This window comes from Chitinophaga sp. RAB17 (assembly GCF_052114225.1).
In the GTDB taxonomy this organism is placed as follows: domain Bacteria; phylum Bacteroidota; class Bacteroidia; order Chitinophagales; family Chitinophagaceae; genus Chitinophaga.
Genome location: NZ_JBFREI010000002.1, coordinates 16,734 through 38,522 on the forward strand (window position 1 = coordinate 16,734; position 21,789 = coordinate 38,522).

The 21,789-nt window shown below is 44.5% G+C and carries 23 protein-coding genes and 1 riboswitch; of the genes, 7 read left to right on the forward strand and 16 right to left on the reverse strand.

Going from position 1 to position 21,789, the window contains the following annotated elements:
* Window positions 1-161 precede the first annotated feature (161 nt).
* The 6 genes from AB4Z08_RS06065 to AB4Z08_RS06090 form a co-directional block, all read right to left on the reverse strand.
* Window positions 162-1,763 (reverse strand): DUF6377 domain-containing protein, encoded by a 1,602-nt coding sequence (locus AB4Z08_RS06065; RefSeq protein ID WP_441572840.1) that lies wholly within the window; start codon window positions 1,761-1,763, stop codon window positions 162-164.
* 125 nt (window positions 1,764-1,888) lie between these two features.
* A complete protein-coding gene (locus AB4Z08_RS06070) occupies window positions 1,889-2,335 on the reverse strand; it encodes a copper resistance protein NlpE (RefSeq protein WP_441572841.1) in 447 nt (148 codons plus the stop codon).
* Between the two features lie 45 nt (window positions 2,336-2,380).
* Window positions 2,381-3,529, reverse strand: a complete 1,149-nt coding sequence (locus AB4Z08_RS06075; RefSeq protein WP_441572842.1) for an esterase-like activity of phytase family protein — start codon at window positions 3,527-3,529, stop codon at window positions 2,381-2,383.
* Window positions 3,530-3,623: 94 nt separating this feature from the next.
* A complete protein-coding gene (locus AB4Z08_RS06080) occupies window positions 3,624-4,457 on the reverse strand; it encodes a ferritin-like domain-containing protein (RefSeq protein ID WP_441572843.1) in 834 nt (277 codons plus the stop codon).
* 29 nt (window positions 4,458-4,486) lie between these two features.
* The gene (locus AB4Z08_RS06085; RefSeq protein ID WP_441572844.1) at window positions 4,487-5,197 is read right to left on the reverse strand and encodes a ferritin-like domain-containing protein; all 711 of its coding nucleotides are present in this window, start codon (window positions 5,195-5,197) and stop codon (window positions 4,487-4,489) included.
* A gap of 263 nt (window positions 5,198-5,460) precedes the next feature.
* Complete coding sequence (locus AB4Z08_RS06090; RefSeq protein ID WP_142684433.1) at window positions 5,461-5,613, reverse strand: lmo0937 family membrane protein; 153 nt, start codon at window positions 5,611-5,613, stop codon at window positions 5,461-5,463.
* Window positions 5,614-5,873: 260 nt separating this feature from the next.
* Between AB4Z08_RS06090 and AB4Z08_RS06095 the strand changes: the two genes are divergently transcribed.
* The gene (locus AB4Z08_RS06095) at window positions 5,874-6,329 is read left to right on the forward strand and encodes a ferritin-like domain-containing protein (protein WP_441572845.1); all 456 of its coding nucleotides are present in this window, start codon (window positions 5,874-5,876) and stop codon (window positions 6,327-6,329) included.
* Window positions 6,330-6,747: 418 nt separating this feature from the next.
* Here AB4Z08_RS06095 and thiH read toward each other — a convergent pair whose 3' ends face one another.
* The 7 genes from thiH to thiS all read right to left on the reverse strand — a co-directional run bounded on the left by thiH (window position 6,748) and on the right by thiS (window position 12,731).
* Complete coding sequence (gene thiH / locus AB4Z08_RS06100; RefSeq protein WP_441572846.1) at window positions 6,748-7,860, reverse strand: 2-iminoacetate synthase ThiH; 1,113 nt, start codon at window positions 7,858-7,860, stop codon at window positions 6,748-6,750.
* Window positions 7,861-7,891: 31 nt separating this feature from the next.
* Window positions 7,892-8,665 carry a thiazole synthase gene (locus AB4Z08_RS06105; protein WP_441572847.1) on the reverse strand — a complete coding sequence of 258 codons (774 nt, stop codon included), beginning with the start codon at window positions 8,663-8,665 and terminating at the stop codon, window positions 7,892-7,894.
* Window positions 8,653-9,285, reverse strand: coding sequence for a thiamine phosphate synthase (locus AB4Z08_RS06110; protein ID WP_441572848.1), 633 nt, complete (start codon window positions 9,283-9,285; stop codon window positions 8,653-8,655). The genes AB4Z08_RS06105 and AB4Z08_RS06110 overlap by 13 nt, the downstream gene beginning before the upstream one ends.
* On the reverse strand, window positions 9,282-10,034 hold the full coding sequence (locus AB4Z08_RS06115) for a hydroxymethylpyrimidine/phosphomethylpyrimidine kinase (protein ID WP_441572849.1): 753 nt from the start codon (window positions 10,032-10,034) through the stop codon (window positions 9,282-9,284). Before AB4Z08_RS06115 ends, AB4Z08_RS06110 begins: the two co-directional genes overlap by 4 nt.
* A complete protein-coding gene (locus AB4Z08_RS06120; RefSeq protein ID WP_441572850.1) occupies window positions 10,010-10,591 on the reverse strand; it encodes a thiamine phosphate synthase in 582 nt (193 codons plus the stop codon). Before AB4Z08_RS06120 ends, AB4Z08_RS06115 begins: the two co-directional genes overlap by 25 nt.
* Complete coding sequence (gene thiC, locus AB4Z08_RS06125) at window positions 10,588-12,444, reverse strand: phosphomethylpyrimidine synthase ThiC (RefSeq protein ID WP_441572851.1); 1,857 nt, start codon at window positions 12,442-12,444, stop codon at window positions 10,588-10,590. Before thiC ends, AB4Z08_RS06120 begins: the two co-directional genes overlap by 4 nt.
* A gap of 83 nt (window positions 12,445-12,527) precedes the next feature.
* Entirely contained in the window at window positions 12,528-12,731 is a 204-nt protein-coding gene (thiS, locus tag AB4Z08_RS06130; protein WP_441572852.1) for a sulfur carrier protein ThiS, read from the reverse strand.
* A 53-nt stretch (window positions 12,732-12,784) separates the two neighbouring features.
* Window positions 12,785-12,891: riboswitch (TPP riboswitch) on the reverse strand.
* Between the two features lie 129 nt (window positions 12,892-13,020).
* Between thiS and AB4Z08_RS06135 the strand changes: the two genes are divergently transcribed.
* Window positions 13,021-13,497 (forward strand): lipocalin family protein, encoded by a 477-nt coding sequence (locus tag AB4Z08_RS06135; protein WP_441572853.1) that lies wholly within the window; start codon window positions 13,021-13,023, stop codon window positions 13,495-13,497.
* Window positions 13,498-13,499: 2 nt separating this feature from the next.
* On the opposite strand, the gene AB4Z08_RS06140 is transcribed toward AB4Z08_RS06135, so the two are convergent.
* From AB4Z08_RS06140 to dnaN, 3 genes are all read right to left on the reverse strand, one after another.
* Window positions 13,500-13,751, reverse strand: a complete 252-nt coding sequence (locus AB4Z08_RS06140; protein WP_441572854.1) for a hypothetical protein — start codon at window positions 13,749-13,751, stop codon at window positions 13,500-13,502.
* 48 nt (window positions 13,752-13,799) lie between these two features.
* Window positions 13,800-14,639 (reverse strand): sterol desaturase family protein, encoded by an 840-nt coding sequence (locus AB4Z08_RS06145; RefSeq protein WP_441572855.1) that lies wholly within the window; start codon window positions 14,637-14,639, stop codon window positions 13,800-13,802.
* 345 nt (window positions 14,640-14,984) lie between these two features.
* Window positions 14,985-16,103, reverse strand: a complete 1,119-nt coding sequence (gene dnaN / locus AB4Z08_RS06150; RefSeq protein WP_441572856.1) for a DNA polymerase III subunit beta — start codon at window positions 16,101-16,103, stop codon at window positions 14,985-14,987.
* Between the two features lie 382 nt (window positions 16,104-16,485).
* On the opposite strand from dnaN, the gene AB4Z08_RS06155 reads away from it, so the two are divergent.
* The 5 genes from AB4Z08_RS06155 (at window position 16,486) to AB4Z08_RS06175 (ending at window position 21,780) form a co-directional block, all read left to right on the forward strand.
* Window positions 16,486-17,745: a pyridoxal phosphate-dependent aminotransferase gene (locus AB4Z08_RS06155; RefSeq protein ID WP_441572857.1), complete on the forward strand. Its 1,260-nt coding sequence runs from the start codon at window positions 16,486-16,488 to the stop codon at window positions 17,743-17,745.
* Between the two features lie 304 nt (window positions 17,746-18,049).
* Entirely contained in the window at window positions 18,050-18,655 is a 606-nt protein-coding gene (locus tag AB4Z08_RS06160; protein WP_441572858.1) for a TetR/AcrR family transcriptional regulator, read from the forward strand.
* A 12-nt stretch (window positions 18,656-18,667) separates the two neighbouring features.
* Entirely contained in the window at window positions 18,668-19,282 is a 615-nt protein-coding gene (locus tag AB4Z08_RS06165; protein WP_441572859.1) for a TetR/AcrR family transcriptional regulator, read from the forward strand.
* A 25-nt stretch (window positions 19,283-19,307) separates the two neighbouring features.
* Entirely contained in the window at window positions 19,308-20,666 is a 1,359-nt protein-coding gene (locus AB4Z08_RS06170) for a TolC family protein (RefSeq protein WP_441572860.1), read from the forward strand.
* Between the two features lie 43 nt (window positions 20,667-20,709).
* Complete coding sequence (locus tag AB4Z08_RS06175; protein ID WP_441572861.1) at window positions 20,710-21,780, forward strand: efflux RND transporter periplasmic adaptor subunit; 1,071 nt, start codon at window positions 20,710-20,712, stop codon at window positions 21,778-21,780.
* Window positions 21,781-21,789: the final 9 nt, after the last annotated feature.

Here is a 21,789-nt window from a genome sequence, read left to right on the forward strand (position 1 = left end):
TAAAAACACTATCATCAGGTCAACAACTATTACAGTTAAAATATAGAAAATAAAGACGGAATAACCAAAATTATCTGATTAAGATATTTGATAATCAATTAGTTGAAATTATATATAAAATATTTATATATTAATAGAATGAAAGCATTTTGCACCCTTTTTTACAAGGCTTTGATGCCCATAATACGGTTTTCGAACTCTTCGCTGGGGATTAAAGAGCGCTTTTTGATTTTGGTTTTATAGGCGTAAATGGTATTAACGGAATACTCCAGGATACGGGCAATTTTTTCATTGTCACTGATACCTATCCGTATCAGGGCAAAGATCCGGATATCAGTATTGAGCAATTCATTCTCTTTTAATACCACCTGGTTCTCTTTATCGAAGAAAGCATTAAACTCTCCTACAAAGTGAGGGAATATTTTAAGGAACACCCGGTCAAAGTTGGTGAAGAGTTCTTCCCGCTCCTGCCGGATATTAATATTGTTCACCAGGAACTTTAGTTCATTGGGTTTATTGTCGGCCAGCTTTTGTTCCAGGCTTTGTTTGAGCTTTTCTATTTTGCCGATATAGGTGGCATTGATATTAAAGCAATAGCCTACATACTCTTCTTTTATTTTATTGGCTTCCAGCAACTGGTTATTGATCTCCTGTTGCTTCAGGTGCGCGGCGGTGATAATCCGCTGGGCTGTTTTTAGTTTTTGCACCTGCCGGAAAACGGTGATGGCCAATACGACCAGGGCTACCAACAGCAGGGTAACAATGGCAGCGTATATCAACAGCGACTTAGTTCTCTCTTCAGCGGTATTAATCCTTTCATGTTCAATAATCGGCAATATGCTGCTCACCATCACCTTGCGCTGACGGGCGCCATAAAACACGGCTTCTCCGATGGCTCTTTCAATACAGTGGGAAGCATTCTTGATATCACCCCTTTCAAACAACAGGGTAGCCAGACTGTAGCTGGCCATTGTTTCTTTGGTAGAGGACCTGATATCAGCAATAGCGGATCTGGTCATGAGCGCAATGGCAGTATCCGTATTGTGCATGGCCTCATAAATAGCCCCCAACGTACAGGCAGATACAGCCAATCTCCGGTCGCCAATACCCGGTGCATCCAGGTTGGGGTAGATGGCCAGGGCACCGGGGATGTCTCCTAATTTAAATAGTTGTAGCCCCCTGTTGTATCGGTACTCAAAGGAATTGACAGGTATCAGCTGCAAAGCGGAATCAATATAGGTACTGGCCCGCTTAATATAGTCAGGGGTATAGTACTTATCCTGGTTATAGTCGGCCAAATCAAAGTAAAGCCGGCTTTTCATCAGGTAAAACTCAATTTTTAAACTGTCTGGTGCGCCGGTGGCGTCAATGGCATTGACAAAGGCGGCTGTTTCAGTAAACATGCCCGATGACAATAACACGTAGCCAATCTTTACTTTCGATTCTATAATAAGCACGGGGTCATGCAGCTGTATAGCCAGTTGTTCCAGTTGCCGGGCATACACAAAAGCAGAATCAAAATTAAAAACCTTGTAGGCGTTATATAGCTGTTGGTAGATGTGAAACCGCGCAGTGGTATTATTGGCTACAGCTGGTAAGCGGCGCTTTATACTATCAATACCCTTTAGTTTAATAGAATCGTAAATGGCTGATTTCTCCATGGCTTTATTGAGCTCCCGGAGCAAACTGTCCGTAGGCGTTTTGCCATAGGCGTGGGTAGCAATTAATATAAATAGAAACAGATAGCCCAGAATTCGATTCATAGCATGATTGAATGATAAAAGATCACAGGTCACCGCTAAATTTAAGCGACTTTTTTGATATAATATAAAGCGCCGGTTTATTTTAAACCGGCGCCTGTTTATTATTCAATTTTGTTGTAAAAATGCTATAAAACCTTTTTTAGGGTATAATTATGATTACTTTCCATAGCTTTCATGTCTATATCCAGCATCTTCAGTTCATTCTCATCTATTTGTTGAAAGCAGCGTTGCAGGTTTTTGTCTTTATCCGGATTGAGCAGAATGACGGTTGCGCCAGGGTCGGAATGGGTGCCATGCAGTACGGAATAGGTGCCTTCACTGGGAAAGGTCTGATTTTTCCCCTGGTAGGTTTCTTTCAGTGTAAACCGATTATCCGGTTGCCGGTGCAGGGCCAGCTCCGTCACAATACCTTCACAGTCTGCACAGGGCAAGGTGCCGCTATATGTAATCCACGTGGCCGTATCTGCACCGGTGGGGTTAATACCCGAACTATCCACAGCACCAGTATTAGTGCCGGCATGTTGACAGGCAACAAAGGCTACGCATACTAACAGTAATGGCAAGAGTTTCATAAAAGCAGGTTTACTGTTCATAACAACCATTGCACCTTATTGTTTTTACGGGATGACTTCAAACACGAAGAACTGGCTTTCCTCTATAGCGGAAAAGTTATTATCTGCCACAAAAACCAGGCTTTGGTGTCCGTTAGGTAAAACAGGACCGAAGGTCACCCCTTCAATATTGTCTATATATTTTCCCAGGCTCACAAAATCCAGCAAAAGTTTTTTGGTGGCGGGCTTAAAATGTGTGTCTGTCCGGAGTGAGTTAACAGCACTGATATCAGTTGCCAGACTTACATCTGTTATAAAAACTTTGATGGTACAATCTTTTACGCCGGTAGAAAAGGATCGTTCTATTGTCAGCATTTTATGATCAGACAGTACCATGATATCGGATATGCCATTTACCTTAAAGGCATTGGCCGGACTGGCCGGGTATGCCACCGGTTCCAGTTTATAGGCATATTGGGCTACCGGCTGCCGTGTATTGTTATCATATTTTATGAGACGGGTATAGGCTGTTGTGTCGCGTACATCTGCCCGTGGACCATCTTCATAACGGGGTTCTTCCAGGCTCACAAACATATATCGGTACCCGGGCGTAAATCCCAGTCCTTCAAATACGCCGTTTCTGCGCGGACCATTTTCAGTGGCCTGCATCCTGAATTGTGTGGGTAGTATAAAAGAATCAATGTATTGACCGGCGGTGGTGATTTCATATACACCTGGGTTGGTAAGGATGGTATCTTTTTCATTCACGATCCGCTCCCCTTCGCTGCTCCATACCAGGCAATGTTTTTTAGCATTATATCTTAACGCTTCCGGATCGGGAGTTAGCGCGGCATTGGTTTTACTGTCGGGATAGGCGTTGCCGTTAGGTTGCCGTAAGGTAGTGACAGCAGTAAATTGTACACTATCAAAAGATTTGTCAGAAAAGTAAAGCCGCGCTGTATAAAAGCGTGCAGGATTTAATGCTGAGCGGTCATCGCAAATGAGATAATAATTGCCGGTGGTGGCATCGTAATCTATTCCGGACAAACCTCCGGTAACGGTGCCGTTGTAGGGAAGGTTATGTGGAACAATATATTGACCTATGAGTTTCAGCTGTCCGAAACCATTGGCACCAGTGGTTGTTTTACGGGAGGTACTGCAGCTGGAGATGAACAACAGCAAGGGTATACTCAGAAAAAGCAGGTATTTTTTCATGGCGGCAAGTTAGGAAATCTCCCGCATACCAAGCAAGTAAGGCCGGCCCAAAAGAGCCAGCCTTTTCTCCATCTGACCAACTTATATAGCGTATTTAAGCTTTTATAAATAATTTGGCAATGGCATATACCTGGTCCATTGACAATGGTTCATCAAATGATTCAGACGCTCTGTCTGCGCCTATATTACCCAGTGCAGCAATATTGACACCTGCCTGTGAGGTTAATTCTTCACCGGCATAAGTAGCATTTACCGCAGTAGTGGCAATGCCACTCTGATTGAGTGTGATCCATGGTTTCAGAGCAGTAGTAGCGCCAAACTGACCGATAGCGCGGCGCATAGAACGGATATGCGAAGCATGCCTGGCTTCTACAGAGTGAATGCTCAAAGCAGCAGTTAACACGGTAGCATTGCTCTGAATATTACCAGCCTGTCCTTTATAAGCACGTACACCAGTATCTTCAAATGCCTGTGCAATGGCAAGGAACACATTGTAGTCACTGAAAACAGTAGGGAAAGCACCGCCGGCAGTGAAGTCAAACGTAGGACTGTCCAGTGAAGTACCCAAACTGCTCAATACACCTTTCAAAAATACGACGTGTGCATTTTCATGCTTTTGTATGGTTTGAATAGCTGCCTGTGCGGCCGGTGCCGTAATAAGACCAGCAGTATTGACGCCTTTGGTATAATATGCAGCTTCCAGGTATTCCAGTGTGAGTGCGTATTTCAACACATCCACCACAGAAGTACCGCTGGTTTGCGCATAAGCTTTGTTGAACATACTGCCGAGTGCAAATGGAATAGCTGCCAAAGCAATTTTACCGCTGAGGTTTGTAAATTGCTTCATGGCGTTACGGCGGGTATCCAGCCTGTCGTATACTTCAGGATCGATTTTTTCGATTTCCTTGAAAATATTGAGAAGATCCATATGATCAGAGTTTTAACAGGTGAAGTATTTTATTTCGGTAAAGTGTTGGTATCTATCTTGGTTTTAATGAAAGCGCCGGCCATTGCAAACACCTGTGCAGGTGTTCTCACCATATCTAAACCATTGGCATCAATTACATCTGAATCAGCAAATGATCCTGGTGAAATAAGGTCGCGGATATACGCCGCATGACGTGCTTCTACGGATACAATTTTTCCTGCCAGTCCAAGATAGACCAGTCCTGTTGGGGTTTTGGAGATGTATTGCGCAGCACCGTTGTAAGCAGAAACACCTAGATCTTCAAATGTTTTAGCGGTAGCCAGTACACTGTCTCTTTTAGAAAAATCGATAGCACTGAAGTTTACCTCAAGTCCAATAATTGCGCTGCTGCTTAATGCTGCTTTGAAAAATTCACGGTGACCAATTTCATGATCCCGGATGTTCTGAAAGAAATCCAGTTCAGTAGAGGTCATACCGGCATAAGGTGAATTCACTACCTGTGTGTAAAAGGCGGCTTCCAGTTGTTCCAGTGCATAGGCATAATTTAGCACTGCAACATCTCCTGTACCAAGACTTACACCGTTACTGCCGGGGTTGTTGTCATCATCATTTTTGTTACAACTGGCTACCACAGTGGCTGCAGTAACAAGTGCAGAGCCCATACCCAGGTATTTCAGAAAGTTCCGGCGCTGCATATTGGGCATAACTTCCTTACCCCCATCCCGAGAGGGGTTCTTCATAATGTGCATAATGTAAAATTTTATGTGATGAGATAATACATGATCACAATGCTCTGTTGTGTAACAGTAGCGGGTTTCATAGATGCCGGCAGGTACGCTCGCGCAGACACCTGATCGTCATATACGGGGTCTTGTGAAAAGTGGTTTTAAAAAAGAGAAAATATTTTCAGTAGAGTAAAACGGCCTTGGGTAAAACAAAAATTCCTTGTTTAACATGTGCTGTGCAACATATTAAACAAGGAATAAGAAGGTGCAGCGTAATCCTATAAGGCCCTGCCTCTGATTATATTTACAAGGATCGCAATAATAGCCAGCACAAGCAAAGCATGTATTAATCCTCCTGCTGAATAAACAAAGAAACCAAGTATCCATCCTATGATAAGAATTACGGCGATTAAATAAAGAAGGCTGTTCATGTTTTAAGGATTTGATTCACTTCTCCTACTAAAAAATTTATGCCAAGAAGATAATCGCTTTGTTTACAGCCACCTCAGCATTGTTGACACCGCTGTGTTGTGGAAGCTTCTCCACCATCCGAGAAGAAAAAGGACGGGAGTTATAAACACTTCTCTCCGGAAATACTTTATGATAAAGGGTTTAATAAAATGGATACATTTTTGGAAATGAAAAAGGTATATATCAGCACCTATTTTTTTTAACCATAAATTTTTTGATTATGCTACAAGACGAAAAATTGGTAACCCTCTTAAGCGATCTCGTAAAAATCAATAACGACCGGATAGAAGGGTATAAAAATGCGAAGGCTGCCAGTAATGATGCAGATGTAAAAGCATTGTTTCAGCATATGATCAATGATAGTGTGAAATATGTAGCAGAACTGAATCAACAATTATTGGCGCAGGGAGCAGATGCAGAAACAGATACTACTATTAGTGGTAAATTATATCGCACCTGGATGTCTATCAAAACTACATTCACCGGAACTGACAGATATTCCCTTTTCTCCTCTTGTGAGTATGGGGAAGATGCCGTACAACGCGCCTATGCAGATGCGCTAGGCAGTGATACTTCCATGCCTTACAGTGTACGTGAGCTTATCGCAGGCCAACAGGCCAATCTAAAGGAAGCTCACGATACCATTAAGAGTTATAGAGATGTGGTGAGTCAATAGGCATTTTGTGCATTCGGTTTGTGCCTGTTCTTTTTGTTCAAACCACTGCGGAAGGTGGTTGTTCAGGATAGCCATATTACTTTTGAATTAATGAGATTCCAATCATACTTATATTAATAAGTAATATGGCAACTACGGGATTTTCGGTACAGGGCTGCTTCAGGGTTTGAAGCAGCCCTTTTTATGGTCCTTAACCAAGGCATTTAAAGCCCGTTCAGCCCCTAAAAGTGAATTAGGAAATGAGTGCCTGTTCAGTCGGCTGGTGCTTGTTCATTTTGTTCAGTTTGGTTTTGCCCTTTTTATATTCTGCACCTGGTACTATCTTTATTCTGATTGAGAGAAGTAACTCTTGTATGACTTTTTAACCTCCCCATGAAAAACAACAATAATAGCCAGGTGGTCTAACCAGCCACCTTTTTTATTCTCCCGAAAAAGCAGGATCCCAATCTTTCCAAACCGGCTCGTAGCCTTGTTTTTTTAGCATTCCCGCTATTGCAGCCGCGCTCCGCTCATCCGAAATCTCAAACTGCTCCAATGATTGGGCATCTACGGTATAACCGCCCGGATTGGTTTTGGAGGCCGCACTCATCGCCGTAATCCCCAGATGCACAATATTATTCCTGAATTTTTCCTCTTCCCGGGTAGAAATGCTCAATTCAATTTCCTGGTTCAACAACCGGTAAGCGCAAATCAATTGCACCAGCTCCCGGTCGTCCATGACTACCTTAGGGGTAAGTCCGCCGGAAAAGGGCCGCAGCCGTGGAAAGGAGATACTGTATTTTGTTTGCCAGTACTTTTTTTCCAGGTAACTCAGGTGCAACGCCGTAAAAAAGCTGTCTGTCCGCCAGTCTTCCAGGCCTATTAACACACCCAGCCCCATTTTGTGAATACCTGCCCGGCCCAGCCGGTCGGGGGTGTCCAGCCGGTAGTCGAAGTTCGACTTCCGCCCTTTGGGATGGTGCTTTTTATAGTCGTCCTGGTGATATGTTTCCTGGTACACCAGCACAGCATGCAATCCTTCCGCTGTTAGCTCCCGGTAGTCCTGCTCATCCATTGGTTGCACTTCCATGGAGATATTTGAGAAATGAGGACGCAGCAACTGCAGCACTTTCTTAAAATAGTCAGTTCCTACCTGCTGATTCGCTTCCCCGGTAACAAGCAACACATGATCAAATCCCATTTCCTTGATAGCAGCTGTTTCCATCAATATTTCCGCAGGACTGAGGGTTTTGCGTTTGATCTTATTATCCAGGCTAAATCCGCAATAGGTGCAAATGTTTTGACACTCGTTGGAAAGATACATGGGGATGTACATTTGCATGGTATTGCCAAACCGTTGCCTGGTAAGGGTATTGCTGATGGCCGCCATCTGTGCCAGGTAAGGCGCAGCTGCCGGAGAGATAAGGGCGGCAAAATCGTCCAGCGAGCGGCGTTGATTATGTAGGGCCTGCTCTACATCCCTGGATGTTTTAGCATAGATACCGGCTTTTACCTCATTCCACTCATACTGATCAAATATGCTTTTAAACATGATGAAGGATTAATTAGATGATAAAATTGATTTATGCCTCATCCAGAAAGGCGATTAGCGGACTGGAAGCAACAGCGTGGTGGCTACTGCCAGGTAGCCCGGCTTCATAGGCCATGCGACCTGCTTCCACGCCAGCTTTAAAGGCTGCGGCCATCTGCACCGGATTCCGGGCAATGGCAATGGCGGTATTGACCAACACTGCGCTGGCACCCATTTCCATGGCCTGTGCTGCATGTGAAGGGCTGCCGATACCTGCATCTACGATTACCGGAATATTGCTTTGTGCGATAATGATTTCCAGGAAGTCGAAGGTTTTTAAGCCTTTATTGCTGCCAATAGGTGCACCCAGTGGCATTACGGCTGCTGTACCCACTTCTTCGAGGCGTTTGCATAATACAGGATCTGCATGCACATAAGGCAATACCACGAAGCCCAGCTTCACCAGCTCTGTGGCCGCCAGTAAGGTTTCTATGGGATCTGGCATGAGATAGCGAGGATCCGGATGTATTTCGAGTTTTATCCAGTTGGTTTCCAGGGCTTCCCGGGCCAGTTGTGCGGCATACACCGCCTCTTTGGCGGTACGCACACCGGAAGTGTTGGGCAGCAGGTTGATCCGCGGATGTACCAGGTGTTGCAGCATATCATCTGCTTTGTTATCCATTTCTACCCGCTTCAGCGCTACTGTTACCAGCTCGCTGCCGGAAGCCAGCAGGGCGCTTTCCATGATAGCAGGAGAAGAAAACTTACCGGTACCGGTAAACAGCCGGGAACAAAATTGCTTGCCGGCAATGATTAAAGGCTCCATGTAGGGGTGTGGTTTAACTGTTGATGAATATGTGCTACGATCGTTTGTTTGTCGCTGGCCTGGGTAATTAAACCGCTAACGGCTACACCATATACACCTGCTTCCATCAGCGCCGGAATGTCTTCCAGCAAAATGCCGCCGATGGCTATCAGGGGAATGGATATATTTTTTTGTCGCAATGCCTGTAAAATTTGCTGATAGCCGCTCAGACCCAGTATAGGACTTAAGTTTTGCTTGGTAGTTGTAAACCGGTAAGGTCCTACTCCCACGTAGCTGGCGCCATCTGCCACATGTTGGAGGATATCCTCCAGGGTGTTGGCGGTGCCGCCCACAATCATATTGTTGCCGGTAATGGCTCTGGCAGCAGCAACGGTCATGTCCAGTTTGCCTACGTGTACACCTGCAGCACCTACGGCTACCGCCACCTGCGGATAGTCGTTGATGATGAGTGATGCCTGGTAGCTGTCACAGATTTTTTTCACCGCTTCGGCTACCGGTAAAACGGTTTCCGCTGTTTCGTTTTTGATACGCAACTGTATCCATTTGCAGCCGGCATCGCAGGCCGCGAGGATATTGTCTGTATGAGCCGGTTGAGATATATAATGTAATGTGCTGATCATATGTGATGATATCCTGTTAATGATGAATGACTGGCGAGTAATTTCTCCGTATATACTTTACCGTTAGCGCAGGCATCATGCAATGATTGACCATGGGCTAAGCCGGCAGTGATAGCGGCAGATAATACACAACCTGAGCCGTGTTTGGGGAAAACCTCCCTCAGCACCGGCTTAAAAGTATGTATAACATCTCCGGTGTATAAGGTATCATACCCCGGTTTATTTTTATGATGTCCGCCTTTCAGTAATACCGCGCAACAGGCGGACAATTCCCTGGCGGCAGCTTCTCCGTCTGTAAGACCGGATAACATCAACGCCTCATCGTAATTTGGGGTGAGCAGGTATATTTCAGACAGCAGCTCTTTCCATGCGTGTTGTTGTATGCTGCCATGGAAAGTGTATCCTGCAGACGCTTTGAGCACAGGGTCCAGTATAATGCGGATACCGGGAGACAGCTGTTTTACCTGTCGAACCAGTTCCTGCAAGGACTGTATATCCGCCATGATACCGATTTTGCAATACTGCAATTTTGAGTTGTTCAGCAGGGGCTTTGCCTGTGCCAGTATATGCGTTACCGGTAGCCATTCTACCGATATGAACTGTTCGGGTGTTTGTACGGTAATGGCTGTGCATACGCCCAGTCCTGATACCCGGTGTTGCTCAAATGTTTTGATATCTGCCAGCAAACCTGCTCCCCCACTGGGGTCCAGGCCTGCAAAGCTCATTACGTAAGGTCGCTCTTGTTCCATAATTGCTGAATGCGATAATAGTTGTCAACAGCTTTCGCTGGTGTTTTCCAGATGGCACCTAGTAAAGCTGCGCCATCAAACAGCCATTGTTTTAGTAAGATGATATTAGTATGATCCACACCACCTAAGGCGAGTACCGGGCGGTTGTCTTTATTGGTCAGCATGCCCCCTGCCCTTCCATGATAGCCGGGTTTGGAGATGCTGTCGAATACAGGACTCAGCAATAATGTGTTATATCGTTTATTCGTTGACGTTATTTCGCCTGGTGAATGAATACCTGTGCTGTTTTCCCGATACAATGCGGTGGAATGAAAAGCTTTCGCTTCTCCGCTCCAATGTACCCCGGAAAGTCCATATTGGGCTGCGAGTAATGGTTGGTCACGGATGAGAAGGCGATCATAACAATCCGGGTTGATAGCATCCAGCAGGGTCATATACTGTTCGGTCGTCCAGCCTGGCTTCCTGAGTACTATACGCGAAGCGCCGGCGGATAACAGCGCTGCTATTATCCGCTCTTCTTCGTGTAGTCGCTCCGGTGATGTGATAATCCAGATCATAAATAAATCTCTCCACCGTGTTCTGCAAAGGCGGCGGCTTTTTCCTTCATGCCTGCATCCATCGCTTCTTCAGCTTCCAGTCCCTGTTTGGCGGCAAAGTCTCTTACTTCCTGGGTAATTTTCATGGAGCAGAAATTGGGTCCGCACATAGAGCAGAAATGCGCCACTTTTGCGCCTTCTGCCGGCAATGTTTCATCGTGATAAGACCGGGCAGTTTCAGGATCCAGGGATAAATTAAACTGGTCTTCCCAGCGGAATTCAAATCGGGCTTTGCTGAGGGCATTGTCGCGGTGCTGGGCACCGGGGTGACCTTTCGCGAGGTCGGCCGCATGTGCCGCTATTTTATAGGTGATCACACCCTGACGTACGTCTTCTTTATCAGGTAATCCCAGGTGTTCTTTAGGGGTTACATAACAAAGCATGGCACAGCCGAACCAGCCTATCATGGCGGCGCCAATGCCGGAAGTGATATGATCATAGCCGGGTGCAATGTCGGTAGTTAATGGACCGAGGGTATAGAACGGTGCTTCGTGGCAATGTTCCAGTTGTTTGTCCATATTGATTTTTATCAGGTGCATGGGTACATGACCAGGTCCTTCTATCATTACCTGTACCTGGTGTTTCCATGCTATTTTGGTGAGTTCGCCGAGTGTTTCCAGTTCCGCAAACTGTGCGGCATCGTTCGCATCGGCGATACTGCCGGGGCGTAGTCCATCTCCCAGAGAGAATGCTACATCATAAGCCTTCATGATTTCACAGATTTCTTCGAAGTGGGTATACAGGAAGTTTTCTTTATGATGCGCCAGACACCATTTGGCCATGATGGAGCCACCGCGGGATACGATACCGGTGGTACGTTTAGCCGTTAGCGGTATATATCTTAATAAAACACCCGCGTGAATGGTAAAGTAATCAACGCCTTGTTCTGCCTGTTCAATGAGGGTATCGCGGAAAATTTCCCAGGTGAGGGCTTCTGCTTTTCCGTTCACTTTTTCGAGTGCCTGATAGATAGGAACGGTGCCAATGGGTACGGGTGAATTGCGGATAATCCACTCTCTTGTTTCGTGGATATTTTTGCCGGTGCTCAGATCCATGATGGTATCGGCGCCCCAGCGGCAGGACCATACTGCTTTTTCCACTTCTTCTTCAATGCTGGAGGTCACGGCGGAGTTACCGATGTTGGCATTTATTTTCACGAGGAAGTTGCGGCCAATGATCATTGGTTCGCTTTCGGGGTGATTGATATTGGAAGGAATGATGGCTCTGCCGGCAGCAATTTCCTGGCGAACAAATTCCGGCGTCATATATTTCACGGGCGTGTTGGCGCCGAAGCTTTGTCCTTTATGTTGTTCCCACAGTGGGTTATTGGCTTCATATAATTTATCGGCGCACTGGTTTTCGCGGATGGCGATGTATTCCATTTCAGGGGTGATGATACCCTTTTGTGCGTAGTATAGTTGCGTTACATTTTGTCCTGCTTTTGCGCGTAGTGGTTTATGTGTATGGCTCATCAGCGGCATTTTTCCACCTTCCTTCATCAGTTCTCTCACGAATGGGCTGGTGTACTGCGGCAGTTGTTCTACGTCTTTTCTGGCGTTGATCCATTCTTCACGGATGCGCGGGATGCCGGTGCTGACATCGATATCGATGTTGGGGTCGGAAAATGCGCCGCTGGTATCGTAGATGACAACGGGGGCATTGGGAATGGACTCGCCATTTTTTCCGTGCATACGTGTATCCGTGAGCGTTACTTTGCGCATGGCTACTTTTATTGGATGGATGCTACCGTCTACATAGATTTTTTCTGATGCAGGAAATGGTGTACGGCTGATAGCCGCAGGCTGTTGTTGCATGATGTCTGGATTTTTACAGATAGAAATGTTGGTTCCGTAGTTAACGACTACGGAAAAGGCTATACGAAATTTGTGGAACGGGATTAGCCGCCTTGTGTTGCCCGGATAATAGTAATACTATCCGCAGCCGATAACGATTGGTTTTCCCAATGGATTTTGGGAATTACCTGGTTATTGACGGCTACCGCAATGCCTTTTTGAGCGGAGAGTTGAATAAACTGTAAGAGTGCAGCAATGGTTGTTCCTGGCTGCACCGCATAAAGTTTATTGTTTACATGCACTTCCATGATAAATTGGAATTTAGGTGAAACAATAAACTTTAAGGATGTGGAAAGATGAGAAAGGTTCAGTTACTTTTCCCTACGGCAGTATGAACTGCTTCAGGTACTGAGGGTATCATCTCAGTTTATCCGCTATACTAGTGGATAAACACCCCTAAAGTGTAGGCCTAAAAGTAATGCAAATTTTTAGAAATTACGAATTATGAATTACGAATTACGGATTTGTGGGTAGATAATAGTGGATGATCTTTTCACAAATCCGTAATTCGTAATTCATAATTCGTAATTTTAAATCATGGTAAGATTCAATTTAGTGTGTTTATTGATACTGGCCGTTGCTTGTAATGGGGCTAAGAATAAGGAGGTAGTGAAAGAGGAATTGCCGGATGATAGCAGCCTGGTAAGTATCGCAGACAGCAGTAATGCCGGCATTACTGACAGCATCGCTGCTGTTGCGGATACACTGCATGTGGATGCAGCTAAGCTCATAGGGAAATGGGTACAGCCTGTAGCAGGCCTGGATAAAGAAACACAGGGTTTTCAACTAAGAAAGAACGGAACCGCCAAATCCATTAATATGTATACGCTCGTATACGAAAAATGGAGGTTGACGCATGACACCTTACTATTATGGAATCATTCCGAAGGTGTAAAGGACACGTCCACTATTGTGGATACTACTATTATTAAAGAGCTGTCGGATACTTCACTGGTATTATTCCCGGTTAAAGCCGCAGAGGGCTATATAGAAAAGTATCGCAAGCATAATTAAAATCAATTGTACAGCTGCCAGAGTCCTACCAGGCAGGCTACTACAGCCATAAATATACCGGCGGCGGCGAGTTGCATATCGTCAATATTTTTTCTTCCTATAAATAAGGATATCAAACCTATGATGATCGCTACTGAACCTGCGGTGACAGCATAGGAAGGCGTTTTGGTGCTAAAGGCAAATGCGGCCGATAGTACACCAATGATGAGCGCTGATATACAGGCTGTTTTTGTTAAGGCTGTTGAGTGTTGCATATGTATTCGTATTTTGAAAACAGGTGAAGGAATAATTTGTTTATCGTTTTATAGGTTGTTATGTTGACTGCTTACTTTTTCTTCCAGCGCAGTGGTATGTTCCCAGGGTACTTTTAACAAGGTGCCTATTTCCTGGTAGCGGGCATCCTGGTATTCATCTAATCCGTAGCGTATGGCAAGGGTATCCGGTACTTTAACGAAAGTGCCGAACAAACGGTCCCAGATAGAGAATATATTGGCGTAGTTGGCATCTGTTTCCGGCTGGTAATGGCTGTGATGTACCTTGTGCATATCTGGTGATACAATCACCCAGCTAAGCGCATTATCCAACCATTTGGGCAGGTGAATATTAGCATGATTGAACTGTGACATTAAGGCCGACACGCTCTGGTAAAACATTACCATCCAGAAAGGTACTCCCATGGCAACGATGGCAATAAAGAGTGCGATTACCCTGAACAGGCTTTCCACCGGATGATGCCGCAGGGCGGTGGTAGCATCTATCTGCGTATCTATATGATGTATTTTATGAAATTGCCACATCCAGCCGGTTTTGTGTTGTACCCAATGTATGAGCCAGGCGCCGATGAAATCGAGCATTAGCAGGGCGAGTATGGTATGAAGCCATAGCGGAAGCTGCGTCAGGTAAAGAAGGCCGAAGCGGTTTGCGCTGGTCCACTGGGATGCTTTTACAATAAGGAAGGCCAGCCCGGTGTTCACAATCACGGTGGTGAGTGTAAAGAACAGGTTGGTACCCGCATGTTTGTAGCGTTTGTTGCCGAAACGGAACCGGGGCGCCATGCCCTCAATGATCCATAACAGCAAGAGGCCGCTCATTAAAATAGCAGTACGATAGACGGACGGAATATGTTCAAAAAAGGTTACCATATGATGGTAAAATATATATAGTCGTATGTTACTCTGCGCTATGTTTGGTTCTCCTGACCAGGCCAACAAAATCTATACAGTGGATATGGGGAAGTGATCTTATATTATAATACACAGCAATCATATATGCGTTACTGCTATTATCCTTTCGTTACTGTCATGAACCTGCTGGTGTATTTCAACCACTGATTCCGACTAAAAATTACAACTATTTGGGGAATAATAAAAGGCCTCTTTTGGGCCATAGACAAAGAAAAAAGCAACCTCTTTGTTAGAGATTGCTTTATGTATAAGTTTTTAGCTATAAGTATTTTTCTTTTTTAGCATTTAGCTAACAGCAGCCGATTAGTTATTCAGCATCAGCGGCATTACCAGCATCAGCAGATCTTCATTTTCTTCTTTTTCAGAAGGTCTGAGGATACCTGCTTTGGTAGCAGTAGCCAGGTCGATGGAGATTTCATCGCCTTCCGCAGCGTTCAGCATTTCGATGAGGAATTTCGCATTAAAAGCAATTTGCATATCATCACCGGTGTACTGGCAGTTCATGCGCTCGTTACCTTCAAAAGAGAAATCCACATCCTGAGCGGATAACTGTAGTTCGCTACCAGTGATGCTCAGGGCAACCTGGTTAGTGCTTTTATTGGCAAACACACCCACCCGTTTTAAAGCGTTCTGGAAGTCACTTTTTACCACGGTGAGGCGGTAAGGATTATCTTTTGGTATTACTACTTTATAGTCAGGGAAACGGGCATCAATGAGGCGACAGATCATCTGGGCGCCTTCGTGCTGCACGAAGAAGTGGTTCTGGCTATAAGCTATTTTGATAGGAGAATCGTTATCCGGCAAGGCAGACTTCAACAGGTTCAGCGGCTTTTTAGGGACGATGAAGCTATCCGCCTGCGGGCAGGTAACATCTGTTCTTACATATTTCACCAGGCGATGTGCATCGGTGGCTACGAAAGTGAGGCTGTCCAGTGCAATTTCGAAGAACACGCCTGTCATAGCAGGGCGGAGGTCATCGTTGCTCACGGCAAACAGTGTTTTATTAATAGCGGTTACCAGACCGGTAGCGGACATGGTAAAAGAAGTAGTGTCGTCAGCTGCCGGCTCTTTCGGGAAGTTTTCCGGATTTTCGCCCATTACCTTGTATTTACCATTGTCTGAAGTAATTTCTACTGCGTAGGAATTCAGGTCAATGTGGAAAGTCAGTGGCTGGTCAGGCAGATTTTTGAGAGAGTCCATCAGGATCTTCGCCGGAATACAGATACGTCCGGTTTCCTTGGCTTCTACCTCCAGCTTCACCCGCATAACAGTTTCCAGGTCAGTAGCAACTACAGTCAGTTCGTTTTTGTCAATCGAGAATAGGAAATCCTCCAGTATAGGCAATACTGTGTTAGAATTGATAACCCCGCTGATCTGTTGTAATTGTTTTAATAAAGTAGAGGAAGAAACAATAAATTTCATGATTTATATAAGTTTGCTTATCATTTTTTGTTGTTGGGTAACCTTGGCGTGCAAGCCCTGATTCACATAGTTWCCTTTCATAAAAGGTCAAATGTACTGTAAACAAAGATAGAAAGTTTTGTCGTTCTCCCTAATTTCATCACATCTTATACACGAAGATAACGTGGTTTTACACAACGATTTGCAGGTATTCATACATTTGTTTTTAATATAATGCTAGATAGAAAGATTGAAAAACGCCTTTTGTTTAGATGAGATGTAATAACTGCTATTGATTATTGATGAATGTGAAAAGAATTAGGGTATTCTTTTAAATTATCTTCAAATCGGTTACTTTTGCCGCGCTGAAAAATTATTCCAAACCAACAAAAAAAAGCAGGTTATGAAACTGTCTCATTTAGCCGAAACACTGATTGGATCCGAAATCATTAAGTTAGCAGCTGAAATAAAGGAGAAACAGGCCAAGGGTGAGAAGATCTACAATTTCACGATTGGCGACTTTGACCCGAAGGTATTTCCTATCCCGGTTGAATTTGAACAGGAAATCATAACAGCCTATAAGGAGCACCTCACTAATTATCCTCCTGCTGATGGTATCGCGGAGTTAAGACAGGCAGTAGGTGATTTTATAGCTGAGCGTGAAGGTCTCTCCTATGATCCTGCAAAGGAAATCGTTATTTCCTGCGGTGGTCGTCCTATCATTTACGCTACTTTCAGAACGATTCTGGATCGCGGTGAAAAAGTAGTGTATGCTACTCCTTCCTGGAACAATAACCACTACACCCACTTCCTGGAAGCGGAACACGTAGTGCTCGAAACCAAACCGGAAAATGATTTCATGCCCACTGCGGCTGAATTAAAACCACTCCTGAAAGGTGCTACCCTTCTGGCACTTTGCTCGCCGCAGAACCCAACCGGCACTGCCTTCGGCAAACAACAGCTGGAAGAAATCTGCGACCTGGTACTGGCAGAAAATAAAAGCAGGGGTGCTGACGAAAAGCCGCTCTATGTATTGTTCGATCAGATGTACTGGGTACTCACTTTCGGTGAAACACATCACCACAACCCGGTGACCCTTCGTCCCGACATGCGTAACTACACCATCTTCATCGATGGTATGAGTAAAGCCTTTGCTGCTACCGGCGTAAGAGTTGGTTGGGCATTAGGACCTGCACACGTGATCGCTAAAATGAAATCCATCCTCTCTCACGTAGGTGCCTGGAGCCCGATGGCAGAACAAAAAGCTGCTGCCCGCTACCTGGTACAGAAAGAGAATGTGAATACCTACCTGAAACACTTTAAAGGTGAAATCGAAGAAAGACTGGTGAAAATATACCAGGGCTTCGACAAGCTGAAAAAAGCGGGTCACCAGGTAGAAGCCATTGCTCCGCAGGCCGCTATTTACCTCACCGTTAAGTTTGACCTGACAGGTAAAACAACAGCTGATGGTACTGCACTTGCAGATCAGGCTGCTGTTACTTCTTACATCCTGAATGAAGCTAAAATAGCCCTGGTGCCGTTCTATGCTTTCGGATCTGCTAAAAACTCCCCATGGTACCGCCTCAGCGTAGGTACCTGCGTGAAGGAAGAGATCCCGGCTATGCTCGAAAAACTGCAGGCAGCACTGGAGAAATTAAAATAAGCGAGTTTTTGTCTTTGGGCAGGATTATACTGATTTTCAGGATTTTGTTTTAAGGTTTTATATGATGAGCGAAGAAGGATGTGGATTCCACATTCCTCTTCGCTCTTTTTTATTTAAAATCAAAAAACATAAAATATTCAAAATCAGTGTAATCAGTGTAATTCTGCCCTAAGACAATTACTCGTTTCTGACTTTCTGACTTTTACCATCGAAAAGTTAAATACCTGTTAAATGGTCAACTTTAGTTACTATATCCGGAAAAGTTCTTAATTTTGACCTTGAAACTAAAAAAGTCAAAAAGTTGATGCATACAGAAGCTAAAGATGAAATGAGGGATAAGATCCTTGAGGCGGCTCTGAAGCGTTTTACTCATTATGGCGCTTCTAAAACAACGATGAACGAAATAGCAGATGATCTTCACTGCTCCAAAGCATCGCTGTATTACTATTTCCCGGATAAAAAAGCCATGCATACTGCAGTGCTGATGAAAATCGCGGAAGCCTATTTCCAGGCAATGGAAAAGGAAGCAAAGGATGTGAAGTCGGCAACAACAGCATTATATAATATCATCGACCTCCGGAAAGACTTCATCAGTAAATTCTGCCGGCTCGAGATATTTAAAATAATACAGGACAACTCCAAGTTCTTCCTGGAAGAAAAGAAGAAAGCGAAACAACGTGAATTTAATATCCATACAGATATCATTAAAGCAGGTATTGCTTCAGGAGAGTTTAATGTAAAAGACCCCGTGCTAACGGCGGAAATATTAGTACAGGCACTTATGGGTTTACGCTTTTCTGTTCCTGATCATATCCGGGAAGATATGGACCTCGATGATGAAATGATGGACAACATTATAGATAAACAAAAACAACTGCTGGAGATCTTCATTAAAGGAATAAAGGCGTAATAAACGGAAATCATGGTGGTGAGAGAACGGATACTGGAAACGGCACTGAGAATGTTCAGAACCTACGGCGTGAAGGGAGTGACTATGTTTGACATAGCACGTGATTGCGGTATCTCGAAGAAGACAGTATATGAGCATTTTGTAGACAAACAGGCGTTGATAGATGAGGGGATGCAGCAGTTGTTATCTAATCACATTAACTATTTCACAGAATGTCTGCAAACCACAGACAATGCTATTGAAGAGATGGTACGTAACATGAAGTATGTTACCAACATGGCTAAAACGCTGAACCCGGTGATGTTGTACGAAATCCAGAAGTATCATCCGGATACCTGGAAAAGCATTGAGAGTTTTAAGGAAGATGGGATGCTATGTAACATCAAAAAAAATTTAAAAAGAGGGATGGCGGAAGGCCTATACTGTCAGAACCTCCACATAGATATTGTAGCACGTATGCGCCAGCTGCAGCTGGAGGCCGCATTTGATCCGATACAATACCCGGCAGATCAGTTTGAAATGCATGCGGTAATGGAACAGGTAACCGCCCACTTTATATTGGGAATTGCCACTATCAAAGGACACAAACTGGCTAACCAGTATCTGCATATAAAAGAAGAAGAATAAACTACTACGCTAACTGATTTAATTTATGAAGCGATTAAAGTTAACGCTTGTCCTCCTACTGGGGATAGGGGTGTATAATGGCTATGCCCAAACGCAGCTCACCTTACAGGAGGCACTGAAGTTTGCATTAAGTAATAATAAGCAATTGGCTAAAACCAGGATGGACGAAGAAATGGGTAAATATAAAACCCAGGAAGTCCGCTCCCAGGCTTTGCCACAACTAAATGGTAATGCCTCTTACACTGATAACCTGATGTTACAAAAGTCACTCATTCCGGGGGCCGTATTTGGTAAGCCACCAGATAGTTCTATCCTGGTAGCTTTTGGTGTTAAATACAATGCCACTGTTGGCGCAGAACTGAGTCAGCAGATCTTCAACCAGGCGGTGTTTACCGGCCTCAAAGCAGCTAAATCAGGAGAAGAGTATTATAAGATACAAACAGAACAATCTGTTGAAAACCTGATCTATAATGTATCTCAACTTTATTATCAACTGCTCGTAACACAGGAAAAAATTGTTACGACCAATAGTAATATAGAGAAACTCACACAATTGGTAAGCGCTACTAAATCACAGTTTGATAATGGTTTGGCCAAGAAAATTGACCTGGACCGTATCAAAGTGAATCTTACCAATTATGTTACACAACGCACACAGCTGCTGAACCAGTATGCTACGCAAACCAATAACCTGAAGCGGATAATGGGTATGCCACTGCAATCTATGTTTCTGTTGCCACCTGCCTCTCTGAAGGATATTGAAAACAAGGCTGCCGGCGTATTACAGTATGATGATATGAACCTGGCCAACAGAACAGAATACAAATTACTGAAGAAGCAGGAAGAGTTACAGTTGTTTCAGAAGAAAGCTTATCTCGCAGAATATTATCCATCACTGTCATTATTTGGAAGATATTCCTACAACGGGATGAGTCAGCAATTCGCTTTTTCGAAAGACCCATCTAATTCTACCAGTTGGTTCGGTGCCGCCGCCATCGGTGTGTCATTGAAGATTCCCATCTTCGATGGTTTTGGTCGCCGCTCTAAAGTAAACCAACAAAATGTTACACTGCGTCAGCTGAGCAAACAACTGGAAGACACGGAACTGTCGCTCAATACAGATTATGAAAATGCCAAACTGATGGTGCGTAGTAACTTATCTACCATCAGCACGCAAAAGGAAAATATGGACCTGGCCAACGAAGTATATTATTCTACACAGAATAACTACAAACTCGGTCTCGCTGGTTTAACGGATCTGCTGAATGCAGAAACTTCCCTGGCAGATGCACAGAACAGCTACAACGAGGCCCTGCTGCAGTATAAACTGGCAGAGCTGGAAATCATAAAAAGCAAAGGAAGTTTAAAAGACCTCCTCAACTAAACGTATAAACGAAAACAACGATAGACAATCAAACTATTTGCAGATGAAAAAGTTTATAATCTGGGGCGTAGTGACAATAGGTGCAGTGGTACTGATCATGTGGAAGCTCAACGCTAATAAAAAAGCCAACGAGGCCAAAACTGAATTCGTAAAACAAAGCAATATTGGCGATATCCCTGTGCTGGTACAGAAAGTAACCCGCAACGATTTTTCACAGGGCTTCCTGGCTAATGGAAACTTTGCACCTGTTCGTGAATTGTCTTACCTGGCAGAAACTGCCGGCCGCATTACCAAATTACTGGTAGATGAAGGTAGTGTAGTAAGACAGGGACAACCTATTGCTTATATAGATGCACAGATCGTAAGCACAGATCTCGAATCTGCAAAAGCGAACCTCAACCAGCTGAAAGTAGATAAAGAAAGATATGAAGGCGCCTTCCAGACAGGTGGCGTTACACAAAAACAAATGGACGATGCCCGCCTGCAGTATGACATCGCTAAAACACGCTATGAGGCTGCAAGCCGCCGTGTGAGCGATACGTATGTGAAGGCACCTATCTCCGGTATCATCAACAAAAAATACATTGAACAGGGCGCTTACCTTTCTGTTGGTAACAAAATGTTTGACATCGTAGATGTATCCCGACTGAAACTCGCGGTATCTGTTCCGGAAGGCCAGGTGGTAACACTCAAAACCGGTCAGAAAGTAGCTGTCACCAGCAACGTTTTCCCGGAAACAAAGTATGAAGGTACCATCACCTTTATCGCGGCCAAAGGCGACAACTCCCTGAACTATCCCGTGGAAATGGAAGTAGGCAATGTACAGGGCAAAGACCTGAAAGCAGGCATGTATGGTACTGCGCACTTCGTAGATCCCCAAGCGGATAAAACTATTTTCATTGCGCGCACTGCTTTTGTTGGAGGTGTAAACAGCAACGAAATATATATCATGGAGGGTAATGTGGCAAAGAAACGTAAAGTGGTAGCCGGTCGCATTATCGGCGACCAGGTAGAAATACGGGAAGGGCTGAACGAAGGTGATACCGTTATCACCAGCGGTCAGATTAACCTGACAGAAGGTGCCACGGTAGCGGTTCAAGCCGCCACTAAGTAAGCGAGGAAA